This is a genomic window from Clostridium sp. CM039 (assembly GCF_055081075.1).
The window spans coordinates 3973642-3997432 of record NZ_CM143649.1 but is presented as its reverse complement, the minus strand read 5'-3'; the positions used below and the strand labels follow the sequence as shown (position 1 = coordinate 3997432).

At 34.0% G+C, this 23791-nt stretch carries 22 protein-coding genes and 1 rRNA gene; 12 read left to right on the top strand and 11 right to left on the bottom strand.

What is annotated here, in order from left to right; all coding sequences use genetic code 11:
* Positions 1-282: 282 nt before the first annotated feature.
* A 16S ribosomal RNA gene (locus tag ACWJJ2_RS18800) occupies positions 283-1800 on the bottom strand.
* 584 nt (positions 1801-2384) lie between these two features.
* On the opposite strand from ACWJJ2_RS18800, the gene ACWJJ2_RS18795 reads away from it, so the two are divergent.
* Complete coding sequence (locus ACWJJ2_RS18795; RefSeq protein ID WP_462952832.1) at positions 2385-2588, top strand: DUF6440 family protein; 204 nt, start codon at positions 2385-2387, stop codon at positions 2586-2588.
* 21 nt (positions 2589-2609) lie between these two features.
* On the opposite strand, the gene ACWJJ2_RS18790 is transcribed toward ACWJJ2_RS18795, so the two are convergent.
* A complete protein-coding gene (locus tag ACWJJ2_RS18790; RefSeq protein WP_462952831.1) occupies positions 2610-2750 on the bottom strand; it encodes a hypothetical protein in 141 nt (46 codons plus the stop codon).
* Positions 2751-3147: 397 nt separating this feature from the next.
* On the opposite strand from ACWJJ2_RS18790, the gene gltS reads away from it, so the two are divergent.
* Together gltS and ACWJJ2_RS18780 are read left to right on the top strand one after the other, a co-directional pair.
* Positions 3148-4380 carry a sodium/glutamate symporter gene (gene gltS / locus ACWJJ2_RS18785; RefSeq protein WP_220287364.1) on the top strand — a complete coding sequence of 411 codons (1233 nt, stop codon included), beginning with the start codon at positions 3148-3150 and terminating at the stop codon, positions 4378-4380.
* A gap of 286 nt (positions 4381-4666) precedes the next feature.
* On the top strand, positions 4667-5182 hold the full coding sequence (locus ACWJJ2_RS18780; RefSeq protein WP_216303241.1) for a hypothetical protein: 516 nt from the start codon (positions 4667-4669) through the stop codon (positions 5180-5182).
* A 98-nt stretch (positions 5183-5280) separates the two neighbouring features.
* Here the strand turns inward: ACWJJ2_RS18780 and ACWJJ2_RS18775 are convergent, their stop codons facing one another.
* Positions 5281-6462 carry a MalY/PatB family protein gene (locus ACWJJ2_RS18775; RefSeq protein ID WP_462952830.1) on the bottom strand — a complete coding sequence of 394 codons (1182 nt, stop codon included), beginning with the start codon at positions 6460-6462 and terminating at the stop codon, positions 5281-5283.
* Positions 6463-7142: 680 nt separating this feature from the next.
* Between ACWJJ2_RS18775 and ACWJJ2_RS18770 the strand changes: the two genes are divergently transcribed.
* The 3 genes from ACWJJ2_RS18770 (at position 7143) to ACWJJ2_RS18760 (ending at position 10162) form a co-directional block, all read left to right on the top strand.
* Positions 7143-8405, top strand: a complete 1263-nt coding sequence (locus ACWJJ2_RS18770) for a dicarboxylate/amino acid:cation symporter (protein WP_462953665.1) — start codon at positions 7143-7145, stop codon at positions 8403-8405.
* Between the two features lie 369 nt (positions 8406-8774).
* On the top strand, positions 8775-9155 hold the full coding sequence (locus ACWJJ2_RS18765) for a RidA family protein (RefSeq protein ID WP_216303244.1): 381 nt from the start codon (positions 8775-8777) through the stop codon (positions 9153-9155).
* A gap of 17 nt (positions 9156-9172) precedes the next feature.
* The gene (locus tag ACWJJ2_RS18760; protein WP_462952828.1) at positions 9173-10162 is read left to right on the top strand and encodes a D-cysteine desulfhydrase family protein; all 990 of its coding nucleotides are present in this window, start codon (positions 9173-9175) and stop codon (positions 10160-10162) included.
* A gap of 112 nt (positions 10163-10274) precedes the next feature.
* Here ACWJJ2_RS18760 and ACWJJ2_RS18755 read toward each other — a convergent pair whose 3' ends face one another.
* On the bottom strand, positions 10275-11177 hold the full coding sequence (locus ACWJJ2_RS18755; RefSeq protein ID WP_462952827.1) for a LysR family transcriptional regulator: 903 nt from the start codon (positions 11175-11177) through the stop codon (positions 10275-10277).
* A gap of 134 nt (positions 11178-11311) precedes the next feature.
* Here ACWJJ2_RS18755 and ACWJJ2_RS18750 point away from each other — a divergent pair, with 134 nt between their 5' ends.
* On the top strand, positions 11312-11731 hold the full coding sequence (locus ACWJJ2_RS18750) for an OsmC family protein (protein WP_462953663.1): 420 nt from the start codon (positions 11312-11314) through the stop codon (positions 11729-11731).
* Positions 11732-11954: 223 nt separating this feature from the next.
* Here the strand turns inward: ACWJJ2_RS18750 and ACWJJ2_RS18745 are convergent, their stop codons facing one another.
* Positions 11955-14000, bottom strand: coding sequence for a sigma-54 interaction domain-containing protein (locus ACWJJ2_RS18745; protein ID WP_462952825.1), 2046 nt, complete (start codon positions 13998-14000; stop codon positions 11955-11957).
* A gap of 191 nt (positions 14001-14191) precedes the next feature.
* Between ACWJJ2_RS18745 and ACWJJ2_RS18740 the strand changes: the two genes are divergently transcribed.
* Genes ACWJJ2_RS18740 through ACWJJ2_RS18725 form a run of 4 tightly spaced genes read left to right on the top strand, consistent with a single transcriptional unit; the run spans position 14192 to position 16946 of the window.
* The gene (locus tag ACWJJ2_RS18740) at positions 14192-14575 is read left to right on the top strand and encodes a GntR family transcriptional regulator (RefSeq protein WP_462953662.1); all 384 of its coding nucleotides are present in this window, start codon (positions 14192-14194) and stop codon (positions 14573-14575) included.
* On the top strand, positions 14568-15422 hold the full coding sequence (locus ACWJJ2_RS18735) for an ABC transporter ATP-binding protein (protein WP_462953661.1): 855 nt from the start codon (positions 14568-14570) through the stop codon (positions 15420-15422). The genes ACWJJ2_RS18740 and ACWJJ2_RS18735 overlap by 8 nt, the downstream gene beginning before the upstream one ends.
* 58 nt (positions 15423-15480) lie before the next feature.
* Positions 15481-16179 carry an ABC-2 transporter permease gene (locus ACWJJ2_RS18730; protein WP_462953660.1) on the top strand — a complete coding sequence of 233 codons (699 nt, stop codon included), beginning with the start codon at positions 15481-15483 and terminating at the stop codon, positions 16177-16179.
* The gene (locus ACWJJ2_RS18725) at positions 16173-16946 is read left to right on the top strand and encodes a hypothetical protein (protein WP_462952822.1); all 774 of its coding nucleotides are present in this window, start codon (positions 16173-16175) and stop codon (positions 16944-16946) included. Before ACWJJ2_RS18730 ends, ACWJJ2_RS18725 begins: the two co-directional genes overlap by 7 nt.
* Before the next feature lie 187 nt (positions 16947-17133).
* On the opposite strand, the gene ACWJJ2_RS18720 is transcribed toward ACWJJ2_RS18725, so the two are convergent.
* The 6 genes from ACWJJ2_RS18720 to ACWJJ2_RS18695 all read right to left on the bottom strand — a co-directional run bounded on the left by ACWJJ2_RS18720 (position 17134) and on the right by ACWJJ2_RS18695 (position 23036).
* Entirely contained in the window at positions 17134-18135 is a 1002-nt protein-coding gene (locus tag ACWJJ2_RS18720) for a GGGtGRT protein (RefSeq protein ID WP_216303250.1), read from the bottom strand.
* Positions 18136-18157: 22 nt separating this feature from the next.
* Entirely contained in the window at positions 18158-18850 is a 693-nt protein-coding gene (locus tag ACWJJ2_RS18715; RefSeq protein ID WP_216303251.1) for an iron-sulfur cluster assembly scaffold protein, read from the bottom strand.
* A gap of 143 nt (positions 18851-18993) precedes the next feature.
* A complete protein-coding gene (locus tag ACWJJ2_RS18710) occupies positions 18994-19827 on the bottom strand; it encodes a deoxyribonuclease IV (protein WP_220287378.1) in 834 nt (277 codons plus the stop codon).
* 34 nt (positions 19828-19861) lie between these two features.
* A complete protein-coding gene (locus ACWJJ2_RS18705) occupies positions 19862-21274 on the bottom strand; it encodes a glycoside hydrolase family 1 protein (protein ID WP_462953659.1) in 1413 nt (470 codons plus the stop codon).
* 246 nt (positions 21275-21520) lie between these two features.
* A complete protein-coding gene (locus ACWJJ2_RS18700; protein ID WP_462953658.1) occupies positions 21521-22597 on the bottom strand; it encodes a M24 family metallopeptidase in 1077 nt (358 codons plus the stop codon).
* A 34-nt stretch (positions 22598-22631) separates the two neighbouring features.
* Positions 22632-23036 (bottom strand): DUF6465 family protein, encoded by a 405-nt coding sequence (locus ACWJJ2_RS18695; protein ID WP_462953657.1) that lies wholly within the window; start codon positions 23034-23036, stop codon positions 22632-22634.
* A gap of 522 nt (positions 23037-23558) precedes the next feature.
* On the opposite strand from ACWJJ2_RS18695, the gene ACWJJ2_RS18690 reads away from it, so the two are divergent.
* A complete protein-coding gene (locus ACWJJ2_RS18690) occupies positions 23559-23786 on the top strand; it encodes a ground-like protein (protein WP_216303255.1) in 228 nt (75 codons plus the stop codon).
* Positions 23787-23791: the final 5 nt, after the last annotated feature.

Below are 23791 nucleotides of genomic sequence, written 5' to 3'. Positions count from 1 at the left end.
CTATTTACATAGACGGTTATATTAATTTTGCGAAATTGTATTAAATCAATTTATAAACTACTTGCGTAGTTTTAATTTTTTTAAAACAACTTTTTTCACTGTGCAATTTTCAAAGAACATTTTAAGAAAAACTATTCATTATCTAACTCCTAAGAGTTAGATAAAATTAGTCTCTCAAAATTAAACAGAGAACTAGGTACGATTAATTACAATAGATATTTTTGAAGAACAAATTAATATTCTTCTATTGCATCGACCGAAGTCAATACATCTACTCCCTAGAAAGGAGGTGATCCAGCCGCAGGTTCTCCTACGGCTACCTTGTTACGACTTCACCCCAATCATCAATCCCACCTTCGGCCGCTGGCTCCTTACGGTTACCTCACGGACTTCGGGTGTTACCAACTCTCATGGTGTGACGGGCGGTGTGTACAAGGCCCGGGAACGTATTCACCGCGACATGCTGATTCGCGATTACTAGCAACTCCGGCTTCATGTAGGCGAGTTGCAGCCTACAATCCGAACTGGGATGAGTTTTTGAGTTTGGCTCCACCTTGCGGTCTTGCATCTCTTTGTACTCACCATTGTAGCACGTGTGTAGCCCTAGACATAAGGGGCATGATGATTTGACGTCATCCCCACCTTCCTCCCGGTTAACCCGGGCAGTCTCACTAGAGTGCTCAACTTAATGGTAGCAACTAATGATAAGGGTTGCGCTCGTTGCGGGACTTAACCCAACATCTCACGACACGAGCTGACGACAACCATGCACCACCTGTCACCCTGTCCCGAAGGACTTCGCCCATCTCTGGGTTATGCAGGGGATGTCAAGTCTAGGTAAGGTTCTTCGCGTTGCTTCGAATTAAACCACATGCTCCGCTGCTTGTGCGGGCCCCCGTCAATTCCTTTGAGTTTTAATCTTGCGATCGTACTCCCCAGGCGGAATACTTAATGTGTTAACGGCGGCACCGAGGTTCGACCCCCGACACCTAGTATTCATCGTTTACGGCGTGGACTACCAGGGTATCTAATCCTGTTTGCTCCCCACGCTTTCATGCCTCAGCGTCAGTTACAGTCCAGTAAGTCGCCTTCGCCACTGGTGTTCTTCCTAATCTCTACGCATTTCACCGCTACACTAGGAATTCCACTTACCTCTCCTGCACTCTAGACACCCAGTTTCAAATGCAGCACCCAAGTTAAGCTCGGGTATTTCACATCTGACTTAAATGTCCGCCTACGCATCCTTTACGCCCAGTAAATCCGGACAACGCTTGCCACCTACGTATTACCGCGGCTGCTGGCACGTAGTTAGCCGTGGCTTCCTCCTCTGGTACCGTCATTATCGTCCCAGAAGACAGAACTTTACAACCCGAAGGCCTTCATCATTCACGCGGCGTTGCTGCGTCAGGGTTTCCCCCATTGCGCAATATTCCCCACTGCTGCCTCCCGTAGGAGTCTGGACCGTGTCTCAGTTCCAATGTGGCCGATCACCCTCTCAGGTCGGCTACGCATCGTCGCCTTGGTGAGCCGTTACCTCACCAACTAGCTAATGCGCCGCGGGTCCATCTCAAAGTGGAATTTTCCGAAGAAAAATCCTTTGATGTTTCGATCATGCGACCAAAACATATTATGCGGTATTAATCTCCCTTTCGGGAGGCTATTCCCCTCTTTGAGGCAGGTTACCCACGTGTTACTCACCCGTCCGCCGCTAATCCACCCCGAAAGGTTTCATCGCTCGACTTGCATGTGTTAGGCACGCCGCCAGCGTTCGTCCTGAGCCAGGATCAAACTCTCAATTTAAAAGTTTACACTTTTTTAGTTGAAATGATTAATCTGCGACAACTGTTAAGTTGTTACGCAAGCTCATTACATACTTTTTAGTCTTACGACTAAATTTTACTTTATACTAAAGTAATTAACTGGTTTAACGAAATATTATTTCGCTATCTTTACCTATTTCTCTGTTTAATTTTCAAAGACCAATTCGCTTTGTCATCATGTGACGACTTCTACTATATTACTAGGTATTTCTTGTTTTGTCAACATTTTTTTAATTTATTTTCATTTGAAAACATACTAAATAGTTATCAACAGTTAGCTTATCGTGCCACTCGTTTGTGACGACAAGGAGTATTCTATCACATAAATAAGAGCATAATTTCACAACATAGCTACTCTAGCTAGATTACATTCATATTTCTACATATTAGTCTAAATAATTCAATGTTTCGCATCCTGATACACATGGCTAATTATTATCAACATAGAAACATTTTTTTGAGAAACTGTCGTCAAATAACAAAAGTCTCCCCCTATTAAGTATACAACCTTAATTTTTGGCTATATTTAATAATATTGCGAAATAAAAAATATAGGAGGAAAAAATGTTTAATAAGAATGATAAGATAAGAAATAAAACATTTAAAACTGTATGCAATCGGGCTGATGCATTAGCAGTACGTTGTAAAATACTTGTAGATACAGACACAGTAACAAATTATTTAATTAATATTGAGGATTATGCTGGAGGAATTACTGTATTGTTAGATAAAGATGGAAACCCTATATTTTCACAAGTGAAGTTGTAACGTTTTTATATAGATACAAACCTACTTATAATGTTTACTGATTTCAGTAATTAATTTACCCCAAAACTTAGACTCCTTTTTAATTGTTTTTACTATTTTTTTCGGATTAGCTTTTCCACTATACAATACTTTTACAACTAATAATGTATATATCAACTTCATATAAATCACTCCTTACAGTTATTTATATTCTTTTAAGCCTTTGAAAAGTCTAATGATTTACCAAAACCCCCGTTCCCTAGAGTTTTTCACATATTCAATTAAGGATTTCCCTAAAGTATCAGATTGGTGGATCCTTAATATCTGGAACTGATTTCAATATACAGTTTTTATTTACTAATTATCTCAAATCTATTATAAATCCTCTCTAAACGAATCCTTATTACTAAATAATTAACTGATACTTTTTTATCGAACATATAGTATTTAATTCTACATATATTATTAAAACCACTCTTATGTTTCTATAGATGTCTAGCACTGTTAAAATTAGAAAGTGGTATAATAAAATTAATCAAGACAACGTTTACATTGTCTTGATGTTAAAGGAGGAGCAATTATGAAAACAGAATTAGTAGAAGATTTACTTACTCTCAAGGTTGATATGGTAGCAACCTTAGCAACCGCAATTTTATTATTACTATTAGGTTACTGGCTTATAAAAAAGGTAGCTTTTTTTAGAAAGTTTTGTATTCCTGCCCCTGTAATTGGAGGTTTACTATTTTCAATACTTGCGCTTGTTTTAAAACAGAGCGGTCTAATAACAATTAGTATGGATACAACTTTTCAATCTCCTTTTATGATAGCTTTCTTTACGACTATTGGACTTGGCGCAAGTTTTAAATTACTTAAAAAAGGTGGAAAATGTTTAATTATCTACTGGCTGCTATGTGGAGTCCTTGCTATTTCACAGAATGTTATAGGCATTGTATTTGCAAAGATTACTGGAATTCACCCTATGTTTGGTATTATGGCAGGTTCAGTTTCAATGGAAGGTGGACATGGTGCAGCAGCCGCTTTTGGAAAAACTGCTGAGGCTATGGGTATTGCAGGATCTACTACCGTAGCTATAGCTGCCGCCACTTTTGGTCTTATATCTGGTGGTCTTATCGGGGGCCCCATTGCAAAGCATTTAATAGACAAACACAAATTAAAACCTAGTACATCAGATAACTATGACGTAAAATCCTTTGAAAATGTAGTAAGCGACACAGGAAATACAAAAATCACAACGAATATGGTTATGGCTCATATGGCAATAATAACTGTTTGTATGACAATCGGGTCTATTGCCAGCGGATGGTTTTCAACAGCTACAGGCCTTTCTTTACCTGGATATGTAGGCGCTATGTTTGTATCTGTAGCTTTTAGAAATATAAATGATAAAATACACATCGCTAAACTTGATTATTACACCATAGATTTAATGGGCAACGTGTCCCTTGGAATTTTCCTCTCAATGGCATTAATGACATTGAAGTTATGGGAACTTGTAGGACTTGCAGGACCATTATTAATAATAGTTACTGCACAAGTAATATTTATGATATTATACACAGTATTTGTTGTATTTAAATTCCTTGGAAAAGATTTTGATGCAGCCGTTATGGCAGCTGGTATGGCAGGTCATGGTCTTGGCGCTACTCCAAATGCTATAGCTAATATGGGAGCTGTTACTGAAAAATATGGTCCATCTCCAAAGGCATTTTTAATAGTTCCATTAGTCGGAGCATTTCTAATTGACCTCATAGGTATCCCAACTATTGTATTCTTCATGAATTTTTTTAAATAAAAATCCATATAGAAAATATTATTACGATGCCAAGACTTCCAAAAGTACTTACAGCAAGAATTTAAGCAAAAATAACCTTTTCCATTGTTAATAGTGTCGTTAAATTTAACGGCACTATTAACTAACCCTTAACCCGATAAAACTCCTAATCTTAGTACTTTACTATACATTCCTGCTAAGTGTTTAATTAAATTTTACAATGGCCTTATTAAATTTAATTTATTATAGAAGGTATTTGGAAATATTTGGAGAATACTTTCTATATATAATTTAGGAGGCGTGTACAATGATCTATGATGCATTTAAAATAGCTAAACATTTAAATATCAGTAAAGTAACGGCTTACGCTAAGATGAAATTACCTGAAGTAAAACCTTTTTTAATATCCCACAATGGTAAAACATGTGTAGAAGAAAAAGGTCTAGAAGCAATTAAACAAGCTCTAAAATATAATCACTCTTCAGAAGCAGAATCAGAAGTTGCAGTTACAGTGGTGAATCTATTAAAAGAAGATATGATTGAAATACTTAAAAGTAATATCGAATTTATTAAACAGCAATTAACTGTTAAAGACGGTCAACTCTATGATATTAATAAATTATTAGAAAATACACAGGTCCTGTTTAAACAAGAACAAGAGAAAAATAAAATCGTGTTATCATTACCCGAAACCATTAAAGAACACGATATTCAATTGGTTAATAATCTAACTCAAAGTCTTGAAAGACAACGATCCAAAGCAGTAGCCGACGAAATTCTTCACAGGAAAAAAGGAATTTTCCAAAGATTGTTTGATAAATAAGAAATAGCTGTAGTAAAATTAATTATTACTACAGCTATTTCTTTATTTTCATATCCCTCGTTAAATCCAAGTATATCACTGCTTGTTTATAATTTTATCTAATCCCTATTCAATGAATTAACAGCTTTTTCAAGTTGTAGCATAGCTTTCTCAAGTATTGAACGTGGACACGCTATATTTACACGCATATATCCAGAAAGACTACGACAGAAATCATTGCCAGCATTAAGTCCTAGACCCGCCTTATTTATCATAAATTCTTTCAGTTCATCATTTCCCAATTCTAGTTTACGACAGTCAAGCCAAACCAGATAAGTACTTTCAGGTCTGCTAGGTTTAATTTTTGGTATGTTGTTTTTACAAAACTCTCCTATGAAATCAATATTGCCCTCAATATATGGAATTAACTGTGTAAGCCACTCTTGACCATACCTATAAGCTGCTTCTACCGCTACAAGACTAAAGCAATTATTGCGATGGATATCCATACCTCTCCAAAAAACATCAAATGTCTCTTTAACTTCAGCATTCGGAAAAATCACTACAGACGCCTGTAGTCCTGCCAAGTTGAAAGTTTTTGTACATGAAGTACAGGTGATGGTTTTACTAGAAACCTCCTTTGATATACTAGCAGTAGGAATGTGTTTATTATCCCACAATATCAAATCTGAGTGTATCTCATCTGAAACAATCATTACATTGTAGCGTAGGCATAGTTCAGTAATATGTTCTAGTTCCTCTCGGATCCACACTCTGCCTACCGGATTGTGTGGGCTACACATAATAAATAACTTTGGTTTCTGTTTTAATTTTTCTTCGAAGTCCTCAAAATCTATTGAATAGACTCCATCTTGTTCTAATAATTGATTTTCAATTACCACTCTTCCCCAAGATTCTATTACGTCATAAAATTCTGGATAGACTGGAGTCTGTATCAAAATTTTATCTTCTTTATTAGAAAATTCTCTGACAATAACCGATAGAGATGGAACAACACCGGGGCTGAAACTAATTAAATCTTTATTAACTATCCAATTATTTTGAGTCTTTTCCCAATCACAAAAAGCTTCATAATAGGAGTCAGGGCGAGATGTATATCCATAGATTCCTTGCTTCGCTCTTTTGATGATAGCATCATTAATGGGCTTAGCTACCTCGAATTCCATATCTGCTATCCATAATGGTATTACATTAGAAGTTCCAAATTTTTTTTCTCTTTCATCGTATTTTGCAGCAAAGTTGTTACTACGGTCAATTATTTCATCAAAATTATACTTCATAATTTACACCCTTCTTATATTTATTTGTGCAAGAAATACTTGCTATAACATAAATATAGCAAAAATGATGCCAATTTTCTGATTGATCTTTTGGAGTGGTCTTTAACTAAGTATCTAATATATATAAATCTTTTATTGAAAAAATTGCTTTTGAATAATTTAAATGGTTAAAGTTATACAACTTAAACCATTTAAATGAAAAATATTGTCTACTCCTCTTGAATTGCAATCAAAAATTACATCATTCTCATTTAGACCAATAATTCTTCATCTCTAATTACCGAATTTTGTTGAAAAAGAGCAAAAACCTCATTTATTGGCATAAAATTTGCTAGTTACCATTATAGCAAGCTTGATATAAGAAATGAAAGGATAAAAACTATGATTACAAAAATGGAATTATTAAGTTGCTAATGCAAGGAGCAATTGTACACTTATATTAAGCGTACATAATGGAATAGGTATCACACCTATTTTCAATATTTATTCAAAATTATTTTCGTTAAAGTAAACGATACCGTACTTATAAATCGTGATTAATCAACAATGTCATTATTTGTCCACAGATTGTATAACAGGTAATTGCTCATTATCAATTATAAAAAAGCGTAAAGTCAAGGATTGTTTGAAATGTCTTTTTATTTCTTAACAATACCAACCAATGAAAAGGAGATATTAAAATGAACAAAAAAAAACAAAGCACATGGAAAAACTATCGTTTCTCTATTGTTTTAATGCTATCTATTATAATAGGTAGCATAATTGGAATTGTTTTCGGTGAAAAAGCAACAGTACTTAAACCATTTGGTGATGTATTTCTTAACTTAATGTTCACCGTTGTAACCCCTCTAGTCTTTGTTACCATAGCTGGTGCAGTAGGAACTATGGTCAATATGAAAAGACTTGGGAAAATTATAAGCAACATGTTTTTGACATTTGTCACTACGGGACTTATTGCCGGCGTTATCGTTATTGCTGTTGTCAAGTTTTTTCCACCTGCTGCTGGCGTTAACCTAACATTGCAATCTGCTAAAGCGTTGGAATCCGTCAAGCTTTCTGATCAAATTGTTAAGACACTAACTGTAACTGATTTTGGTGGCTTATTTTCTCGCTCTAATATGATGCCTCTTATTATATTCTCTATTTTCTTTGGTTTATGTGTTAGTTCCCTTGGCGCTGAAAACAACATTATAGCTAAGGGGTTAGACGCTATGTCCAAAGTTATGATGAAATTTATCAGCATTATTATGTTGTACGCTCCAATTGGTTTAGGTGCTTATTTTGCAAGCCTCATTGGCGAATTTGGTCCTCAGCTCTTGGGAGCTTATGCAAGAGCTATGATTATATATTATCCACTATGTATTGTATATTTTTTTGTTGCATTTTCTGGATATTCATATTTTGCTGGTGGTACTCAGGGTATAAAAATTTTCTTCAAAAACATCTTAGAACCGTCAATTACATCTCTTGCAACACAAAGCTCTATTGCAACTCTACCTGTTAACCTAAAGGCTACTAATAATATGGGAGTTCCAAAGGATATCCGTGAAATTGTATTGCCAATCGGTGCGACCATGCATATGGACGGTACTGTTATCTCTTCGATATTAAAAATTTCATTTTTATTTGGAATATTCGGACAAGGATTCTCTGGAATTGGAACCTATATTGCTGCACTAGCCATTTCAGTTATGGGCGGCGTAGTTATGTCGGGTGTTCCAGGTGGTGGACTTATCGGTGAAATGTTGATTGTAAACTTATTTGGGTTTCCGCCAGAAGCGTTTCCAATTATTGCAACTCTTGGTTTCCTTGTAGATCCTGCTGCAACATGGATAAACTGCACTGGTGACGCTGTAACATCTATGATAGTTACTAGATTGGTAGAAGGTAAAGACTGGATGAAGAAGAATGTTCAATCTTTATCATCTTCTATCAAAGGCTAATGATTTATAGATGTTAACTCTATATTATAGGTTGAATGCTCTCCCCTTAAATAACTGATTTAGTCCTATAAATTCTTAATAATATAGAAAAGGGTTCAATAACATTGGCATAGTTATTGCTTGTAATATAAGTGTATTTGCAAATACGAGTTACAATTAAAACTTACATCGGATGATTTTTAGCATCTAATACTTTATGTACAATAAATCCTAAACTGTAAACTTTAATAATAGTAAGTATTCACCTAATAGTACTATGCTAGGATTAGAACTTGCATTATTAGGTTTACTTGTATATTATTATTGTAAGATAAAAGCTAAAAAGACTTTCAAAATTAAAATATAGTTTCATAAAGAAGGAGATTAATTATGATAAAAGAAATTATTTCAACTAAAAAAGCACCTGCAGCAATTGGACCATATTCACAGGCAATTAAGGTAGGAAATTTATTATTTACATCTGGTCAACTACCATTTGTACCAGAAACCGGAGAACTTATAAGTGGCGACGTAAGAAAAGCTACAGAAAGATCTATTGAAAATTTAAAAGCAATATTAGAAGAAGCAGGATCATCTCTTGATAAAGTCGTAAAAACGGTAATTTTTCTTAGAGATATGAATGATTTTGCAATAGTAAATGAAGTATACGAAAGCTATTTTACTTCAAATCAACCAGCACGTTCATGTGTCCAGGTGGCAAAACTACCTAAAGATGGAATACTTGAAATAGAAGCTGTAGCATTTGTATAAAAAAGGAGGAGTAATCAATGATTAAAATTCCTGAAAAAATAACGTTTGCAAACTTACCCACACGAATAGAAAAACTAGAAAGACTTTCTCAAAAACTGGGCGGACCTAATATCTATATAAAAAGAGATGATCAAACAGGAACCGAAGTATCTGGTAATAAAATAAGGAAACTTGAATTTTCTGTAAAGGAAGCCCTTGATCAAAAATGTGATGTACTTATTACCTGCGGAGGAATCCAATCTAATCATTGTAGATCTACGGCAGCAGTCGCTGCAAGACTTGGAATGAAATCAGTCCTTGTTTTAAGAGGGGACTCAGAAACAGAATCAGATGGTAATTTGTTTATAGATAAGCTTTTGGGAGCTGAGATTCGTTTTGTTACTCCAGAAGAATATAAAAATAATAAAGCTGGAATTATGGAACAAATCAAAGCGCAATTAGAGGCAACGGGCTGTAAACCTTATATTATACCAGAAGGTGCTTCTAATGGGATTGGTGGATTTGGGTACTATAATGCCATGAAGGAAATTATTTGCCAGGAAAAAGAGCTAGGTGTACATTTTGATAAAATTGTACTAGCCGTAGGATCTGGTGGAACCCATTCCGGACTGTTTCTAGCAAGCAAAACACTAGAGTATAATGGTGAAATCTATGGCGTCAACGTTTGTGATGACGCTGAACACTTCAAAAATGAGATTTATAAAATAGCTCATGAAAGTATGCAATACATCGATGTGAATTTACATATTTCTAAAGATGAAATTCATATTATAGATGGATATGTAGGAAGAGGATATGCTCTTAGCAGAGCAGAAGAGCTTCAATTTATCCACGACTTTGCAAAACTAGAGGGAATTATTTTAGATCCTGTGTATACCGGTAAAGCAATGTATGGATTAGTACAAGAAATTAAAAAGGGAACCTTTAAAAACTGCGAAAATATTCTATTTATTCATACCGGCGGAGCATTTGGATTGTTCCCACAAAAAGACCTATTTGAGTTTTAAAAATAATAGACTTATATAAAAAGTTCACAAAAAGGTATAGCAAAATTTTGCTATGCCTTTTCTGATAAAAGCACTACTTTACCTCCTACGAGATATGGGCAGCAGTCTAATATCACTTCTGACAATACTGCATTGGAAGGATTATCTTCGTCATATTCAGCAAAGTCTGTAAAGCAGGCGACATCCACTTGTCTTTGTGGTAAATTACTTGAGTCAAGAATTCAAAATAAGGTCCACACCATTTCAATTCAACAAGCTCACCTTTTGATAGTTCTTCTTCAACTGTAATTTTAGGCAGAAGTATAATTCCTAAACCGCCGATTGCAAGCTGTTTCATAGATTGGATACTACCGATTTCCATAATTGATTTGGGAGTCAAACCACAATCGCTAAGTATTTTCATCAGCGTCTTCCGATAGCTACAGCCTTCTTCTGCTAAAATAAGGGTATAGTCAACGATGTTTTCGGGATATACACTAATGGACTTTGCAATAGGATGGTTCGGTCCTGCGAGTAATACTAAAGGTTCGGGTATTGCCAATTCAACAATGAAATCTGAACTTGTTATCATACGCTCCAAGCAAAAGGCCACATCAATCTGGTTATCCAGTAAAAGTTCTTGATACTCCGTAGATTTGATAGTTTTTAATATGATTTCAATGTCGGGAAACTTATAATGGAACTTTTTGAGAAGGTTATCTATCCGTGTTGTGCATAACGACTCCCATGCTCCTATCGTCACAACTCCTTTTCTAGCAGGATAATCTTTTACTGCATCTTTTGCCTCTTCACACAGATTAACGATTTGTCTTGCATAAACAAGAAATTTTTCACCCTCATGGGTAAGCGAAATATTCTTCCTAATACGTTCAAATAGACGAACTCCTAGGTCGCTCTCTAGCAACTGTATCTGAGATGTGACAGTAGGCTGAGTATATCCAAGCGTATATGCTGCTCGAGTAAAACTATTAAGATCCGCTACAGTAATGAATGTATTAAGTTGGCGAATTTCCATGTTATTATCCTTTCTTCATCCATAAATTTTTTATATGATTATGATTTATTATATCAATTTTTCTTTTTGAAGTCTATGAGTTATTATTAACTTAAACACATACCATATTATGAATATAGGAGGATTTAATTATTATGATGAACGCAGTAGTAAAATGGCTTGGAGACGGAGCGGCATTTGAATGTACAACTCGAGAGGGAGCAAAATTCGTGCTGGCTGGTCCAGCAGAAATGAATAACGGAAAAGTTTTAGGTCCAAAGCCAATTGAAATACTTCTTCATGCGGTTGCAGCATGTACAAGTGTAGATATAGTTACAACGCTTAAGGCTAGAGGGGCTCAAATTTCAGAATACGAAGTGATTGTGAATGGAGAAAGAGGAGCAGTGGTTCCAAAGCCTATCGAAAAAATTGATCTTTCATATAATATAAAAGGAAAAGGTATGACCCCTGAAATGATAGAAGATGCGCTTAAAACTACCTTTGAGGTTGAGAGTGGTGTTGCAAATACTTATAAATCAGATATCACTTGGTCTTTTAATCTCATTGAAGAATAATTTTACATTGCTTTTTAATTAGTTCTTTTCTGTTTTAATTTTCTTTCAAAGTCCTTAAAATCTATTGAATAGACTCCATCTTGTTCTAACAATTGATCTTCAATTATTAGAACAAGATTCTATTACTTCAAAATTTACACCCTTCTTATATTTATTTATGCAAGAAATATTTGCTATAACATAAATACAACAAATATGGTGCCAATTTAATGAAAAATAATGTCTATTTAAGTTGAGATTGCAGTTTGTTGAAAACCTTTATGCCTCGGTCATTTATTTTACTACCACCTCTACCTCGCGACATTTTAATTAAACCTAAATTATTTAAATCATTTAAAATACCGCGAACTTCTTGTTGGGTTAGGTAGCGTCCTGTTTTTTCTGCTTGCTCAGAAATTGATAATCTACCCATGGAAATTTGTTGAACAAATCCCACATGCAATCTGTCTAGTACAAAAAAATAATCATCTAATTGATTACCTGCTAATTGCTCCAAAAGTTTAGTATCTAGATTAGTGCTAGTATCAGACTTACATTTTAATGTTGACATAGCATTATTGTAGAACCCAGGTGGTAAATCATCGTAATACACTATATCTTTATCTATATAGGTGAGATATTCTACATAGTTGTGTAGTTCACGAATATTTCCATTCCAATTATGAGAGAGCAATGCATTAATTACTTGTGTAGATAGGATGAATTTTCCTCCCAATTTATGTTTAAAGTAGTCAAACAGCAGCATAATGTCTTCACCGCGCTCTCGCAATGGAGGAAGCTGAATTGGCAAGGTGTTTAGACGAAAGTAGAGGTCATTACGAAAACTCCCGTTAGACACCAGCTCTTCAAGATTTTCATTGGCTGCAGCTATTATTCGTACATCAATACTAATAATTTTATTGCCTCCAATTCGCATAATCTCTCTTTCTTGAATAACACGAAGCAGTTTTATTTGGAGGGCTGGACTCATCCCTTCTACTTCATCTAAAAATATTGTTCCCCTATGAGCATATTCAAAAAGCCCCAATTTTCCTCCCCTTTTAGCACCAGTGAAAGATCCTTCATCGTAACCAAACAGTTCACTTTCTAGCAGATTATCTGGTATCGCTGCGCAGTTTATGGCAATAAAAGGATAGTTATGACGCTCTGATTCGTTATGTACAGCATGTGCAAAAAGTTCCTTCCCCGTTCCGCTCTCACCTGTAATTAAGACAGTAGAATTGGTTCTCGCCATTTTTTTAGCAATGGTACATGCTTTTTTTATTACATCACTCTCCCCAATGATATCATCAAAGGTATATTTAGCTTTATGACCTTTATTAAGTAATTGAAGACGCAAATTATGTTGTTTATACTCTTCTTCAGTAAATTTTTGTATAGTAGCAAAAGAACCGAGATATTCATCTCCACGTATTACAGGAGTAACGGTTACAGTAATATCCACACCACTCACTCTAATCAAACGATTATTTATCTTTTTTCGCGTACTCCTACACTCCTCAAAAGGTAAAAACGATAAAATTAACGCAGCAGGATGATCGATGGATTGTTCTTTCGTAACACCTGTAATTTCTAGTGCTCTTGAATTACAAGCAAAAATAATATCATCCTCATTCACACCAATAATACCTTCATCCATGATTTCCATCAAAATTTCAAATTGACTTTCCATTTGAAGAGATCTTCCAAACAGTTGATTAAAGCTATAATTATTGACAGCTAAAGAACGAAAATATTCCTTGAATTTTTCCCTCTCTAATAGGTAATCAAATTTTAGCCTCAGTGCTATTTCCACCATTGTGGTTGAATCTAGCACACGCTGCCCAAGGTCGATAATAGTCTTTATATCTTTTGGTACATAACGTAATTCACCTGGTGTTACCGACAGCTCGAACCCACTAACTGGCTTAGCTCCTGGATAATATGGTGTAAACTCTATGTGATTGATGCCTAGTTGGCTGAGTCTAGTTATAGCCTCGCGCACCATTTTTTCACTGAGATTGACAAATAAAGCTTTACTTCCATTTGGAATACTCCTTAAAATATCAAGAGATTTGTTAGTAAAGGCCACTGCAATTTCTACTTTAGGGACATCAATGGGGATGCATTCCTGAAAATCCGTAATGTTTTCAAAAGCATCGGTTGAAACCACAAATAAATCAGCTTCCTTTATTTTTTTAACCGATCCATTTAATACATTATAAGCACACGTGGTTACTAACTCACCAAAAAGCTCTTTAATCTGATTTTCGTAAAATTTTGCAGCCATATAATCCAACGCTACAACAGCTATTCTTTTTTTTATAGGACTCACCCTCTTAAGTTTTAATTATTATAATGTTAATTCTTTTTAAAAAACATGTCAAGGATAGTCTCTAATTAATAAATTGTATTTTAAAGAAATTATTGACATCTTTCTGTATCTATCTTATAATAACAGTAGACAAGGAGGTCATATGTTTGAATATTCTTATATCATCCCTTTCTCAAACGCCCATATATGAGCAAATACGAAATCAAATAAAAGAAATGGTACTCAGCGGAAAGCTAAAATCCAAGGAGCAATTGCCATCAATAAGGCTTATGGCAAAAGATTTGAAGGTTGGAATCATAACAGTAAAACGTGCTTATGAAGAACTTGGAAAAGAGGGTATTGTCATCAATTTACAAGGACGAGGATGCTTTGTTGCAGAGATTGACAAGAAGAAAATTAAGGCACTACACATTGACATGCTTCATGAACGACTTCTTGAAATCAAAGAATTTACAGACGCTTGTGGCATATCCTCTGAGGAAATGCTTAAAGTTATAAATGAAATATACGGAGGTAGTAAAAATGACTAATAAGGCTTTGGAAATCAAAAACTTAAATGAAAATATAGGAGATTTCTCTTTGGATGATATAAGTTTTTCAATTGAAAAAGGAACTATTATGGGGTTTATAGGAAAGAATGGTTCAGGCAAAACCACCCTTATTAAAACAATACTTAATATGATTCCAAAAACTTCGGGACAAATATTCTTCGATGGTACTCCTATGTTCGGAAATGAAGAAACAGTTAAAGCAAATATAGGAGTTGTCTTTGACAGTCTAATTTATCCTCTTAACCTCAAACCTATTAAAATTAAAAAAATGATATCACCCTTTTATAAAACCTTTGATGATAAAAAATTTGACGAACTTATGAACCGCTTTGAACTTAACCCAAGTAAAAAGCTCAAAGCATATTCAAAAGGTATGCAAATGAAATTTGGAGTTATAATGGCCCTATGTCATAATCCAGATTTAATTATACTTGACGAACCCACAGCAGGGCTTGACCCAATCGCAAGAGCTGACGTAATTGATTTACTCTTAGAACTTATGCAAAATGAGCAAAGGTCCATACTATTTTCAACTCATATTACAAGTGATCTTGAAAAAATTGCTGATTATATAACAATGATTGATAATGGTAAAATTGTTTTTTCCAAGGGGAAAGATGAAATGCTTGATACCTATCTCCTTGCACATATTGAAAGAGAATCTATGACAGATGAAATTAAATCTGGACTTGTAGGAATAAAGGAAACGACCTTCGGATATGAGGGTTTATGCAACAAAAATCTAAAACTTCAAAATTTTGAAGGGGTTAAAACTGCCAGGCCTACAATTGAGGACATTATGCTTTACATGGGTGCGAAAAAATGAAGATGACAAGGAACTACCACTTAGCAAATAATAGAAAGTTTTACAAGGAGGTGGAATAATGCTAAAGAAATTTTGGAATTATCAGTTACTTTTAAGTGATTCATCATGGTTCGCTAATACGAAAAATTCTTTAACATTTGTTTTTTTTAGTATATTTATTTACATGCTAATTATGATTACTTTAGACCTAATATTCGGAGATGGAGGATTTATATTCTATACCACGGTTTTTGCTTTGTATGCAATTTACTCCACTATAAATTCACAAAATAAATTATTTGAAATTGTACCAGTTTCAAAATTGTATTCGCTTATAAATATTTATTTTTTTGTTTTTATATTTATTACTTTTCCAGCTGCTATATTGCTCCTATTTGCGAGGCTTATGACACAATTAAACTTCACTTCGAGTATGAGTGTATTAATAATTAGTTGGAAAACTATATTATTAATAGGGTGCACCTCTACTATAGTAGCTAGTATCTTATTGCCCATATTTTTTATAAGGCTTAATTGCCTTAGAAAAACCCTTACAATATTTGGAGTTGTACTTATCCTAATAGTACTTCTTTTATTTAAAAACTTATTACCGGTTGTAACTGAACTTGGTACAATAAATTTTTGGAAAAGCATTGCAATAATGCCTCGTTACAATGAATTTTTATTATTATTAGTCTGCGTCTGTGTAGTAATAATCCCTATTTCAATGTTAATATCCTATAAACTATATAAAGGAGAGAGGTGCTTAACATGTTAAAAAAATTCATTGCTTATCAAAAGCTATTGCTAAATTCATATCCTCCAATTGATATTAACTCACCAGCCCCTTTAAAGGTATTACTTTATGTTTTTGCTTTTGCTGTAATAATTTTCATGAATATATCTATATTTTTCGGAAACACAGCAATTTTCGATTCTTTTTTACCTTGTAATTTGCCTATTATAATTGTATGGATGATTAATGGGATCCTTCATGGTGATCACAAACTTTTTGAAACTGTTCCTGTAAGCCGAAAATATACAGCGTTAAATATATTTTTGCTACCAATAGTTATGATATTTATAATGTACATCCTATTCTATATTTCTGGTGCTGTGTTACTCGGTAGTATATTTGGATTTGTATACCTTACGGATTCCCAAGGTTTTAGTAACGCTCCCCCAGACTCTGCTATAAATCAAGTAATAGACACAACAAAAGGAGATCTATTAATGTTATGCATATTAGTAATAATTGTTTTTGTGGGAGTTGCAATTACTTTTATAAAAAGCAAAAAACTTAGGCTCTTAAGTTTTGCTGGGTTTGCTACTATCGGTTATGGACTTTTAGCTTTTCTAAAATCTTCTATGCCGATATCATCATACACTGGCGAAGTAGAATTTTTTGAAAGTTTTTCTATAATGCCTCTAGGAACTACAATTCTGATTTGTGTAGCTATTGCTACAGTTATAATAAGCATTGTCTCGGTTTTCATAGGATATAACCTTTATGTAGGTAAACCAACTGGTAGTAATGACTACTAGTTTTCATTAACACAAGATAGACATGCGACTTCTCTCATGTCTATCTTTTTATCTACTCCGCTCTTAACCATTCAGCAGTTTTTTTTTGAATCTAGTAATTTGATTTGACATTAGTTATAGACGAAAATAAAAGCCCAGCATTTAGTCAATTATCACTAAATGCTGGGCTTGTACCTTTTCTTAGACTTTATTTACTCATTGCTTCTTCTACTGCAACCGCAACCGCAACTGAAGCTCCAACCATAGGGTTGTTACCCATTCCGATAAGTCCCATCATTTCAACGTGAGCTGGTACTGATGAAGAACCTGCAAATTGTGCATCTGAATGCATTCTTCCCATAGTATCAGTCATTCCGTATGAAGCAGGACCTGCTCCCATATTATCTGGGTGAAGAGTTCTTCCAGTACCACCACCTGATGCAACTGAGAAGTATTTCTTACCTTCTGCGCAACATTCTTTTTTATAAGTACCAGCAACTGGATGTTGGAATCTTGTTGGATTTGTAGAGTTTCCTGTAATTGAAACGTCTACTCCCTCAGAATGCATTATTGAAACGCCTTCGCGTACATCATCTGCTCCGTAACATCTTACTTTAGCTTTTTCTCCATCAGAATAAGCTGTTTCTTTAACTACTGTTAATTTACTAGTATAGTAATCAAATTTAGTTTGAACATAAGTAAATCCATTAATTCTTGAAATTATATAAGCAGCATCTTTTCCAAGACCATTAAGTATTACTTTTAAAGGTTCTGTTCTTACTTTGTTTGCAGCTCTTGCAAGCCCAATTGCACCTTCAGCAGCAGCAAATGATTCATGTCCAGCTAAAAATGCGAAGCATTTAGTTTCTTCGCGTAGAAGCATAGCTGCTAAGTTACCATGTCCAATTCCAACTTTTCTGTCATCAGCAACAGAACCAGGTATACAAAACGATTGAAGACCTTCTCCTATATATACTGCTGCATCAGCTGCCTTAGTACAACCATTTTTAATTGCTATAGAAGCCCCTACTGCATATGCCCAGCAAGCATTTTCAAATGCTATAGGTTGAATTCCTTTAACTATACCAAAAACATCGATACCTTTTTCTTCGCAAATTGTTCTTGCTTCTTCTAGTGAGTTTATACCGTGCTTACTTAACACAGGTAATATTTGATCTATTCTTCTTTCATAACTTTCAAATAAAGCCATTTAATTATTCCTCCTTCTTATATTATTTGTTTCTTGGGTCGATTACTGTTGTTGCTTCTGCAAATCTACCATAACTTCCAGTAGCTTTTTCCATAGCTTCATTAGCATCCATACCTGTTTTGATCATTTCCATCATTTTTCCAAGTTGAACAAATTTATAACCTATTATCTCGTTATTTTTATCTAATGCAATATTAGTAACATAACCTTCAGCCATTTCTAAATATCTTGGGCCCTTAGCAAGTGTTCCATACATTGTACCAACTTGACTTCTAAGACCTTTACCTAAGTCTTCAAGTCCAGCTCCTATAGGTAGTCCACCTTCTGAAAATGCTGTTTGAGTTCTTCCGTAAACAATTTGAAGGAATAACTCTCTCATAGCTGTATTTATTGCATCACACACTAAATCTGTGTTTAACGCTTCTAAAATAGTTTTTCCTGGAAGTATTTCTGATGCCATTGCAGCTGAGTGAGTACTACCAGAGCATCCTATTACCTCAACTAATGCTTCTTGTATTATACCCTCTTTTACATTTAAAGTAAGCTTGCATGCACCCTGTTGAGGAGCACACCAGCCAATTCCGTGTGTTAAACCTGAGATATCTTTAATTTCTTTACTTTGTACCCATTTTCCTTCTTCAGGAATTGGTGCCGATCCATGATTAGGTCCTTTTGCAACACACATCATTTCTGAAACTTCTGTTGAATAAATCATAATATTATCTCCTTCCATATGTATATGGTAATTTAATACGCTTTATATTCAGCGGGAATTAAAACGTCCCACTGGGTCAATAATTGAAATATGTCTTCGATTCTATTTTAACAAAGAAAACCTAACTTATCAATAGTATTTTATTAGTTTTTATATGCTTCTCTTAATATCTTAATTTCCTCAGCATGACCAGCTAATTCATTTGGTGTTTCTAAATAGAATGGTAAGTGACGTAACTTGGGGTGATTAATAATTCTACTAATCGCTTCTATTCCAATTGAACCTTCTCCAATTTTTTCATGTCTGTCTTTATGACTTTCAAATGGATTTTTACTATCATTTAAGTGAATTGCATAAAGCTTATCAAGTCCAATAATTCTATCAAACTCATCTATTACGCCATCTAAATCATTAACGATATCATAACCAGCATCATATATATGGCAAGTATCAAGACATACACCCATTTTGTCTGAAAGGGTAACACCATCAAGAATTTGTTTTAATTCTTCAAACGTTCGTCCTACTTCTGTTCCTTTACCAGCCATTGTTTCAAGAAGTACCGTAGTGGTTTGCTCTGGTTTCAATATAGTGTTAAGCATATTTATAATATATTCTATTCCCTTCTCAACACCCTGTTTTATATGGCTACCCGGATGGAAATTATAAAAACTATTCGGGAAGTATTCCATTCTAGATAAATCATCTTCCATAATCATCACTGCAAATTCTCTTGTTTTTTCATCAGCAGAACAAGCATTAAGTGTGTATGGCGCATGCGCTAAGATTGTCGCAAATTTATTTTCTTTTAATATTTCTAATAAAGCTTCTACATCACTCGGATCAATTTCTTTTGCTTTACTACCTCTAGGATTACGAGTAAAAAACTGAAATGTATTTGCCCCTATGCTAAGAGCATCTTTCCCCATGGCTTTATACCCTTTTGATACTGATAAATGACAACCTATATTTAACATGATTATCCCTCCAATAAAAAATTATATTCTTATTTTATATTAAACTTTTCCCATTTGTTGAAATTACTTCTTTATACCAATCAAAGCTTTTTTTCTTATATCTTTCTAATGTACCTGTTCCATCATCATTACGATCAACATAGATAAATCCATAACGCTTTCTGAGTTCTGCAGTTGTTGCACTAACAAGATCAATACATCCCCATGAAGTATACCCCATTATATCGACTCCATCGTCGATTGCCTCCGCTACTTGAACCAAATGATCATTTAAATACTTAATTCTGTAATCGTCAATTACTGTTTTGTTTCCATTTTCATCAATTATTAATTTATCAATAGCACCTAACCCATTTTCAACAATGAATAAAGGTTTTTGGTAACGGTCATAAAAAAGATTAAGTATGTAACGCAATCCTTGTGGATCTATCTGCCACCCCCAATCTGAAGCTTCAAGATATGGGTTATGTACACCTGAAATAATGTTTCCTGTTCCCACTTCTCTCTTTTTAGGGTCTGCTGTTGCACAAGAACTCATATAATAGCTAAATGAGATAAAATCCACTGTATTTTTAAGTACCTCAGTGTCTCCTGGCTCCATATGTATTTTAATATTGTTATCTTTAAAGTATCTATCCATATATTTAGGATATGCTCCCCTTGCGTGAACATCTGCGAAATATAAATTTTCTCTATCCTGTTTCATTGCTTCAATTACATCGCTTGGATGAGGCGTTAATGGATAATTTGGTACACCAAGAATCATACATCCAAATTTTGCTCCTGGTATCATTTCATGCCCAATCTTAACTGCCATTGCACTTGCTACTAATTCATGATGTATCGCCTGATATAAATCTTGCTTCGTTAATTTTTCTTTATCCGTAAATATACCACCGCTCATATATGGTGCATTTAATACTGAATTAATTTCGTTAAAAGTAAGCCAATATTTCACCTTATTTTTATATCTAGCAAAAATTATTCTTATATAGTTCTCAAAAAATCCTACTAACGCACGATTTACCCACCCATTATAGTTCTTAGAAAGAGCAAGAGGAGTCTCATAATGTGAAATTGTTACAAGTGGCTCAATTCCATATTTTAGACATTCATCAAATAAATCATCATAAAATTGTAATCCCTTCTCATTTGGCATTTCATCATCACCATTTGGAAATATTCTAGACCATGCAATTGATGTTCTAAATGTTTTAAACCCAATTTGTGCAAACAGTTTAATATCTTCTTTATATCTATGATAAAAATCAATACCTACTAATTTCATGTTATCTTCTGTTGGTTCTTCTGTAACTTTCCCAATTATACCTTTTGGTGCAATATCTTGTGTTGATAACCCTTTGCCATCTTCATTGTACGCACCTTCACATTGGTTAGCTGCTACTGCTCCGCCCCATAGAAATCCTTTTGGAAAGCTCTTCGCCATTTTAAATCGCTCCTTTTAAATTTTAAAATTTATCTTACAAGTTATATCCATTTACTTTGTTGTTATTTACTAAATTCAATTTTGTGGATATCCTCTTACATTAGTGTACCCACACCTTATACATTATATATAACAATGAAAATTATTTATACCCTCGAAATAATATAAAAGAGCTTCGATAAAATTTTAATTTATCAAAGCCCTTTTATATTATTTAACTCTTTTATTTTATTTAGCACTTTTATACTATTCTACAATAATTAAGTCCTTTGTATAATGGTTTAATACCTCACAACCTTCTTTCGTAACTATTACTAAATCCTCTATACGAACACCCACGTCACCCGGAAGATAAATACCTGGCTCAATGGAGAAAATTTGTCCTGGCTGAACTTTATCAGTATTAGCAGAGGAAACATCACCGAAATCATGAACTTCTATTCCTATTGAATGCCCTAATCTATGAGTAAAATATTTTCCATATCCTTTCTCCGAGATATAGTCTCTAGCTGCAGCATCAATATCACAAAATCTAACGCCTGCTTTAACTTTTTCAATTCCCCTTTTATTTGCTTCTTTAACAATATTATAAACTTCTCTACTATGATCTGATACACTTTTATAGAAAACAGTTCTAGTCATGTCTGAGCAGTATGAATTCATCTTACATCCGATATCAATAACTACGCTGTCCCCTTCTTTAACCATTGATCCATCCAATTCATGATGAGGATCAGCAGCATTTGCCCCATAACCTATAATCGGATCAAATGAATGCCCTTCAGTACCCATTTCTTCCCATATATCACCAAGCAACTTTCCCATTTTCTTTTCTGAATATTTTTTAGGGATAAGCTTTATCATTTTATCCACAGCGGTATCATTTAATTTTGAAGCTGCCCTCATTAGATCTTTTTCACCTTCGTCCTTACACATTCTTACTCTGTCAAGAATTTCAGATCCATTAACAAATGTACTTCCACCTTTAAGCTTCATTAATTTTATTAAGAAATGAGCTGGCCAATTTTTATCTATTCCCATAGGCTTATCTTTATCAATGTTTCTTGCAAGAATTTCTACTGGACTCTGAGTATCGTTAAACCATATCTTTTCTACCCCTAAATCTTCACTTATAGGGAATAACTCATTTATAAACAATTTGTTATGTCCATCTAAGTTAATATAGAGTACAAGCATTCTTTCTCCTGATAAAATCCACTTCCCCGTAAGATAGAATATAGCCGCTGGGTCAGAAACTATCATTTGAGGTGTTTTCTTTAGCGCCATGATCTTTAGAACCTTATTAAGTCTTTCTTGCAACATTAAAAATCCCCTCCTAAAATATTATTGAATTATGTTAGGATAATTTCAAATTAATCTTAATTTCACCATTTACCAAGCAATAGGCTATATCTTCTTCAACCTTTATATATACATCTAAGGTTTTAAGTTCTGTAATTTTGTGAGATTTTACCCATTCTTCATAAACTTTTTCTAGTATTGTTTTTTTGGAAACCTCTTTTCCCTTATATTGAACATAGAATCCAACATCAATTCTCTTCGCTATTGTTTTTTTAGCTGTTTTTTTTGTAGCAGTAGTTGCCCTTCTAGCTTTTGATTTAACATTTTTAGCCATATCCTTCACCGCATTAATAGTCTTATCAACATTTTCTTTTGTAACATCAGAAACTATTGTTATTGCCTCTTCTGCTGTTGATCCACCAGCTTCTTTAGCCGAAGTTAACGTATTCTCTTTTATCATATCATGTACCTCCCATTTTAAAACAATTTTTATCCTTAATACTTATATTCTATATTTTTAGGAAAAACCCTTTTTTTAGGTGACTGTCAGTGACCCATATAAGATATTTATAACTTAATATTAATTATGTACTCTATTATATCATAAATCGCAATTAAATTCTATTTTTTGTTATTATATACATAATTATACTATGCGTATAGGAATGACATTACTTCTGTATGATGAATAGGTCTTATGAATATTTTATGAGAAAATAAAAGGATTCATCAAATTTTTTTTTAAAGATTTCCTACAACTTATATTCACACTTAATAAAATGCGGAATATATTAAAGTACAGCTACAACTTCATTCATTTAACGACCTTTCAAAAGCAGTCCATCACCTATTTATGGTGGCATTAACACCAAAGCAACTTCATTACTTAAGTTTAAGTGTAAAATTTCTTCTTAAGTTGCTAATTTAGCTACCTACGTTGATTTTTAAACTTTTACTTATTAAAAATAAGGAGGTTATTTATATGAGTCATAGACATAAAAATTGTTGTTGTTGCTGTGAACCTGTTAGTTGTTGTAAGCCTGTTAGTTGTTGTAAACCTGCTTGCTGCTGTGATAATAACTTTGGAAGTGGCTTTGGAAGTGGCTTTGGCTGCGGAAATGGCAGTATCTTGATAATTCTTTTACTATTAGGCTGTGGTGGTATTGGTGGCCGTGGCGGCTTCGGCGGCTTTGGTGGCTTTGGTTGTTAATTTAA

What these genes read in the sequence shown, in the direction of transcription:
- ACWJJ2_RS18745 (WP_462952825.1), bottom strand. Translation starts at nt 14,000, where the DNA reads ATGGCTGCAAAATTTTACGAAAATCAGATTAAAGAGCTTTTTGGTGAG.
- ACWJJ2_RS18770 (WP_462953665.1), top strand. Translation starts at nt 7,143, where the DNA reads ATGAACAAAAAAAAACAAAGCACATGGAAAAACTATCGTTTCTCTATT.
- gltS (WP_220287364.1), top strand. Translation starts at nt 3,148, where the DNA reads ATGAAAACAGAATTAGTAGAAGATTTACTTACTCTCAAGGTTGATATG.
- ACWJJ2_RS18765 (WP_216303244.1), top strand. Translation starts at nt 8,775, where the DNA reads ATGATAAAAGAAATTATTTCAACTAAAAAAGCACCTGCAGCAATTGGA.
- ACWJJ2_RS18795 (WP_462952832.1), top strand. Translation starts at nt 2,385, where the DNA reads ATGTTTAATAAGAATGATAAGATAAGAAATAAAACATTTAAAACTGTA.
- ACWJJ2_RS18715 (WP_216303251.1), bottom strand. Translation starts at nt 18,850, where the DNA reads ATGATTTATTCAACAGAAGTTTCAGAAATGATGTGTGTTGCAAAAGGA.
- ACWJJ2_RS18750 (WP_462953663.1), top strand. Translation starts at nt 11,312, where the DNA reads ATGATGAACGCAGTAGTAAAATGGCTTGGAGACGGAGCGGCATTTGAA.
- ACWJJ2_RS18710 (WP_220287378.1), bottom strand. Translation starts at nt 19,827, where the DNA reads ATGTTAAATATAGGTTGTCATTTATCAGTATCAAAAGGGTATAAAGCC.
- ACWJJ2_RS18735 (WP_462953661.1), top strand. Translation starts at nt 14,568, where the DNA reads ATGACTAATAAGGCTTTGGAAATCAAAAACTTAAATGAAAATATAGGA.
- ACWJJ2_RS18780 (WP_216303241.1), top strand. Translation starts at nt 4,667, where the DNA reads ATGATCTATGATGCATTTAAAATAGCTAAACATTTAAATATCAGTAAA.
- ACWJJ2_RS18695 (WP_462953657.1), bottom strand. Translation starts at nt 23,036, where the DNA reads ATGATAAAAGAGAATACGTTAACTTCGGCTAAAGAAGCTGGTGGATCA.
- ACWJJ2_RS18700 (WP_462953658.1), bottom strand. Translation starts at nt 22,597, where the DNA reads ATGTTGCAAGAAAGACTTAATAAGGTTCTAAAGATCATGGCGCTAAAG.
- ACWJJ2_RS18775 (WP_462952830.1), bottom strand. Translation starts at nt 6,462, where the DNA reads ATGAAGTATAATTTTGATGAAATAATTGACCGTAGTAACAACTTTGCT.
- ACWJJ2_RS18725 (WP_462952822.1), top strand. Translation starts at nt 16,173, where the DNA reads ATGTTAAAAAAATTCATTGCTTATCAAAAGCTATTGCTAAATTCATAT.
- ACWJJ2_RS18720 (WP_216303250.1), bottom strand. Translation starts at nt 18,135, where the DNA reads ATGGCTTTATTTGAAAGTTATGAAAGAAGAATAGATCAAATATTACCT.
- ACWJJ2_RS18755 (WP_462952827.1), bottom strand. Translation starts at nt 11,177, where the DNA reads ATGGAAATTCGCCAACTTAATACATTCATTACTGTAGCGGATCTTAAT.
- ACWJJ2_RS18760 (WP_462952828.1), top strand. Translation starts at nt 9,173, where the DNA reads ATGATTAAAATTCCTGAAAAAATAACGTTTGCAAACTTACCCACACGA.
- ACWJJ2_RS18790 (WP_462952831.1), bottom strand. Translation starts at nt 2,750, where the DNA reads ATGAAGTTGATATATACATTATTAGTTGTAAAAGTATTGTATAGTGGA.
- ACWJJ2_RS18690 (WP_216303255.1), top strand. Translation starts at nt 23,559, where the DNA reads ATGAGTCATAGACATAAAAATTGTTGTTGTTGCTGTGAACCTGTTAGT.
- ACWJJ2_RS18705 (WP_462953659.1), bottom strand. Translation starts at nt 21,274, where the DNA reads ATGGCGAAGAGCTTTCCAAAAGGATTTCTATGGGGCGGAGCAGTAGCA.
- ACWJJ2_RS18730 (WP_462953660.1), top strand. Translation starts at nt 15,481, where the DNA reads ATGCTAAAGAAATTTTGGAATTATCAGTTACTTTTAAGTGATTCATCA.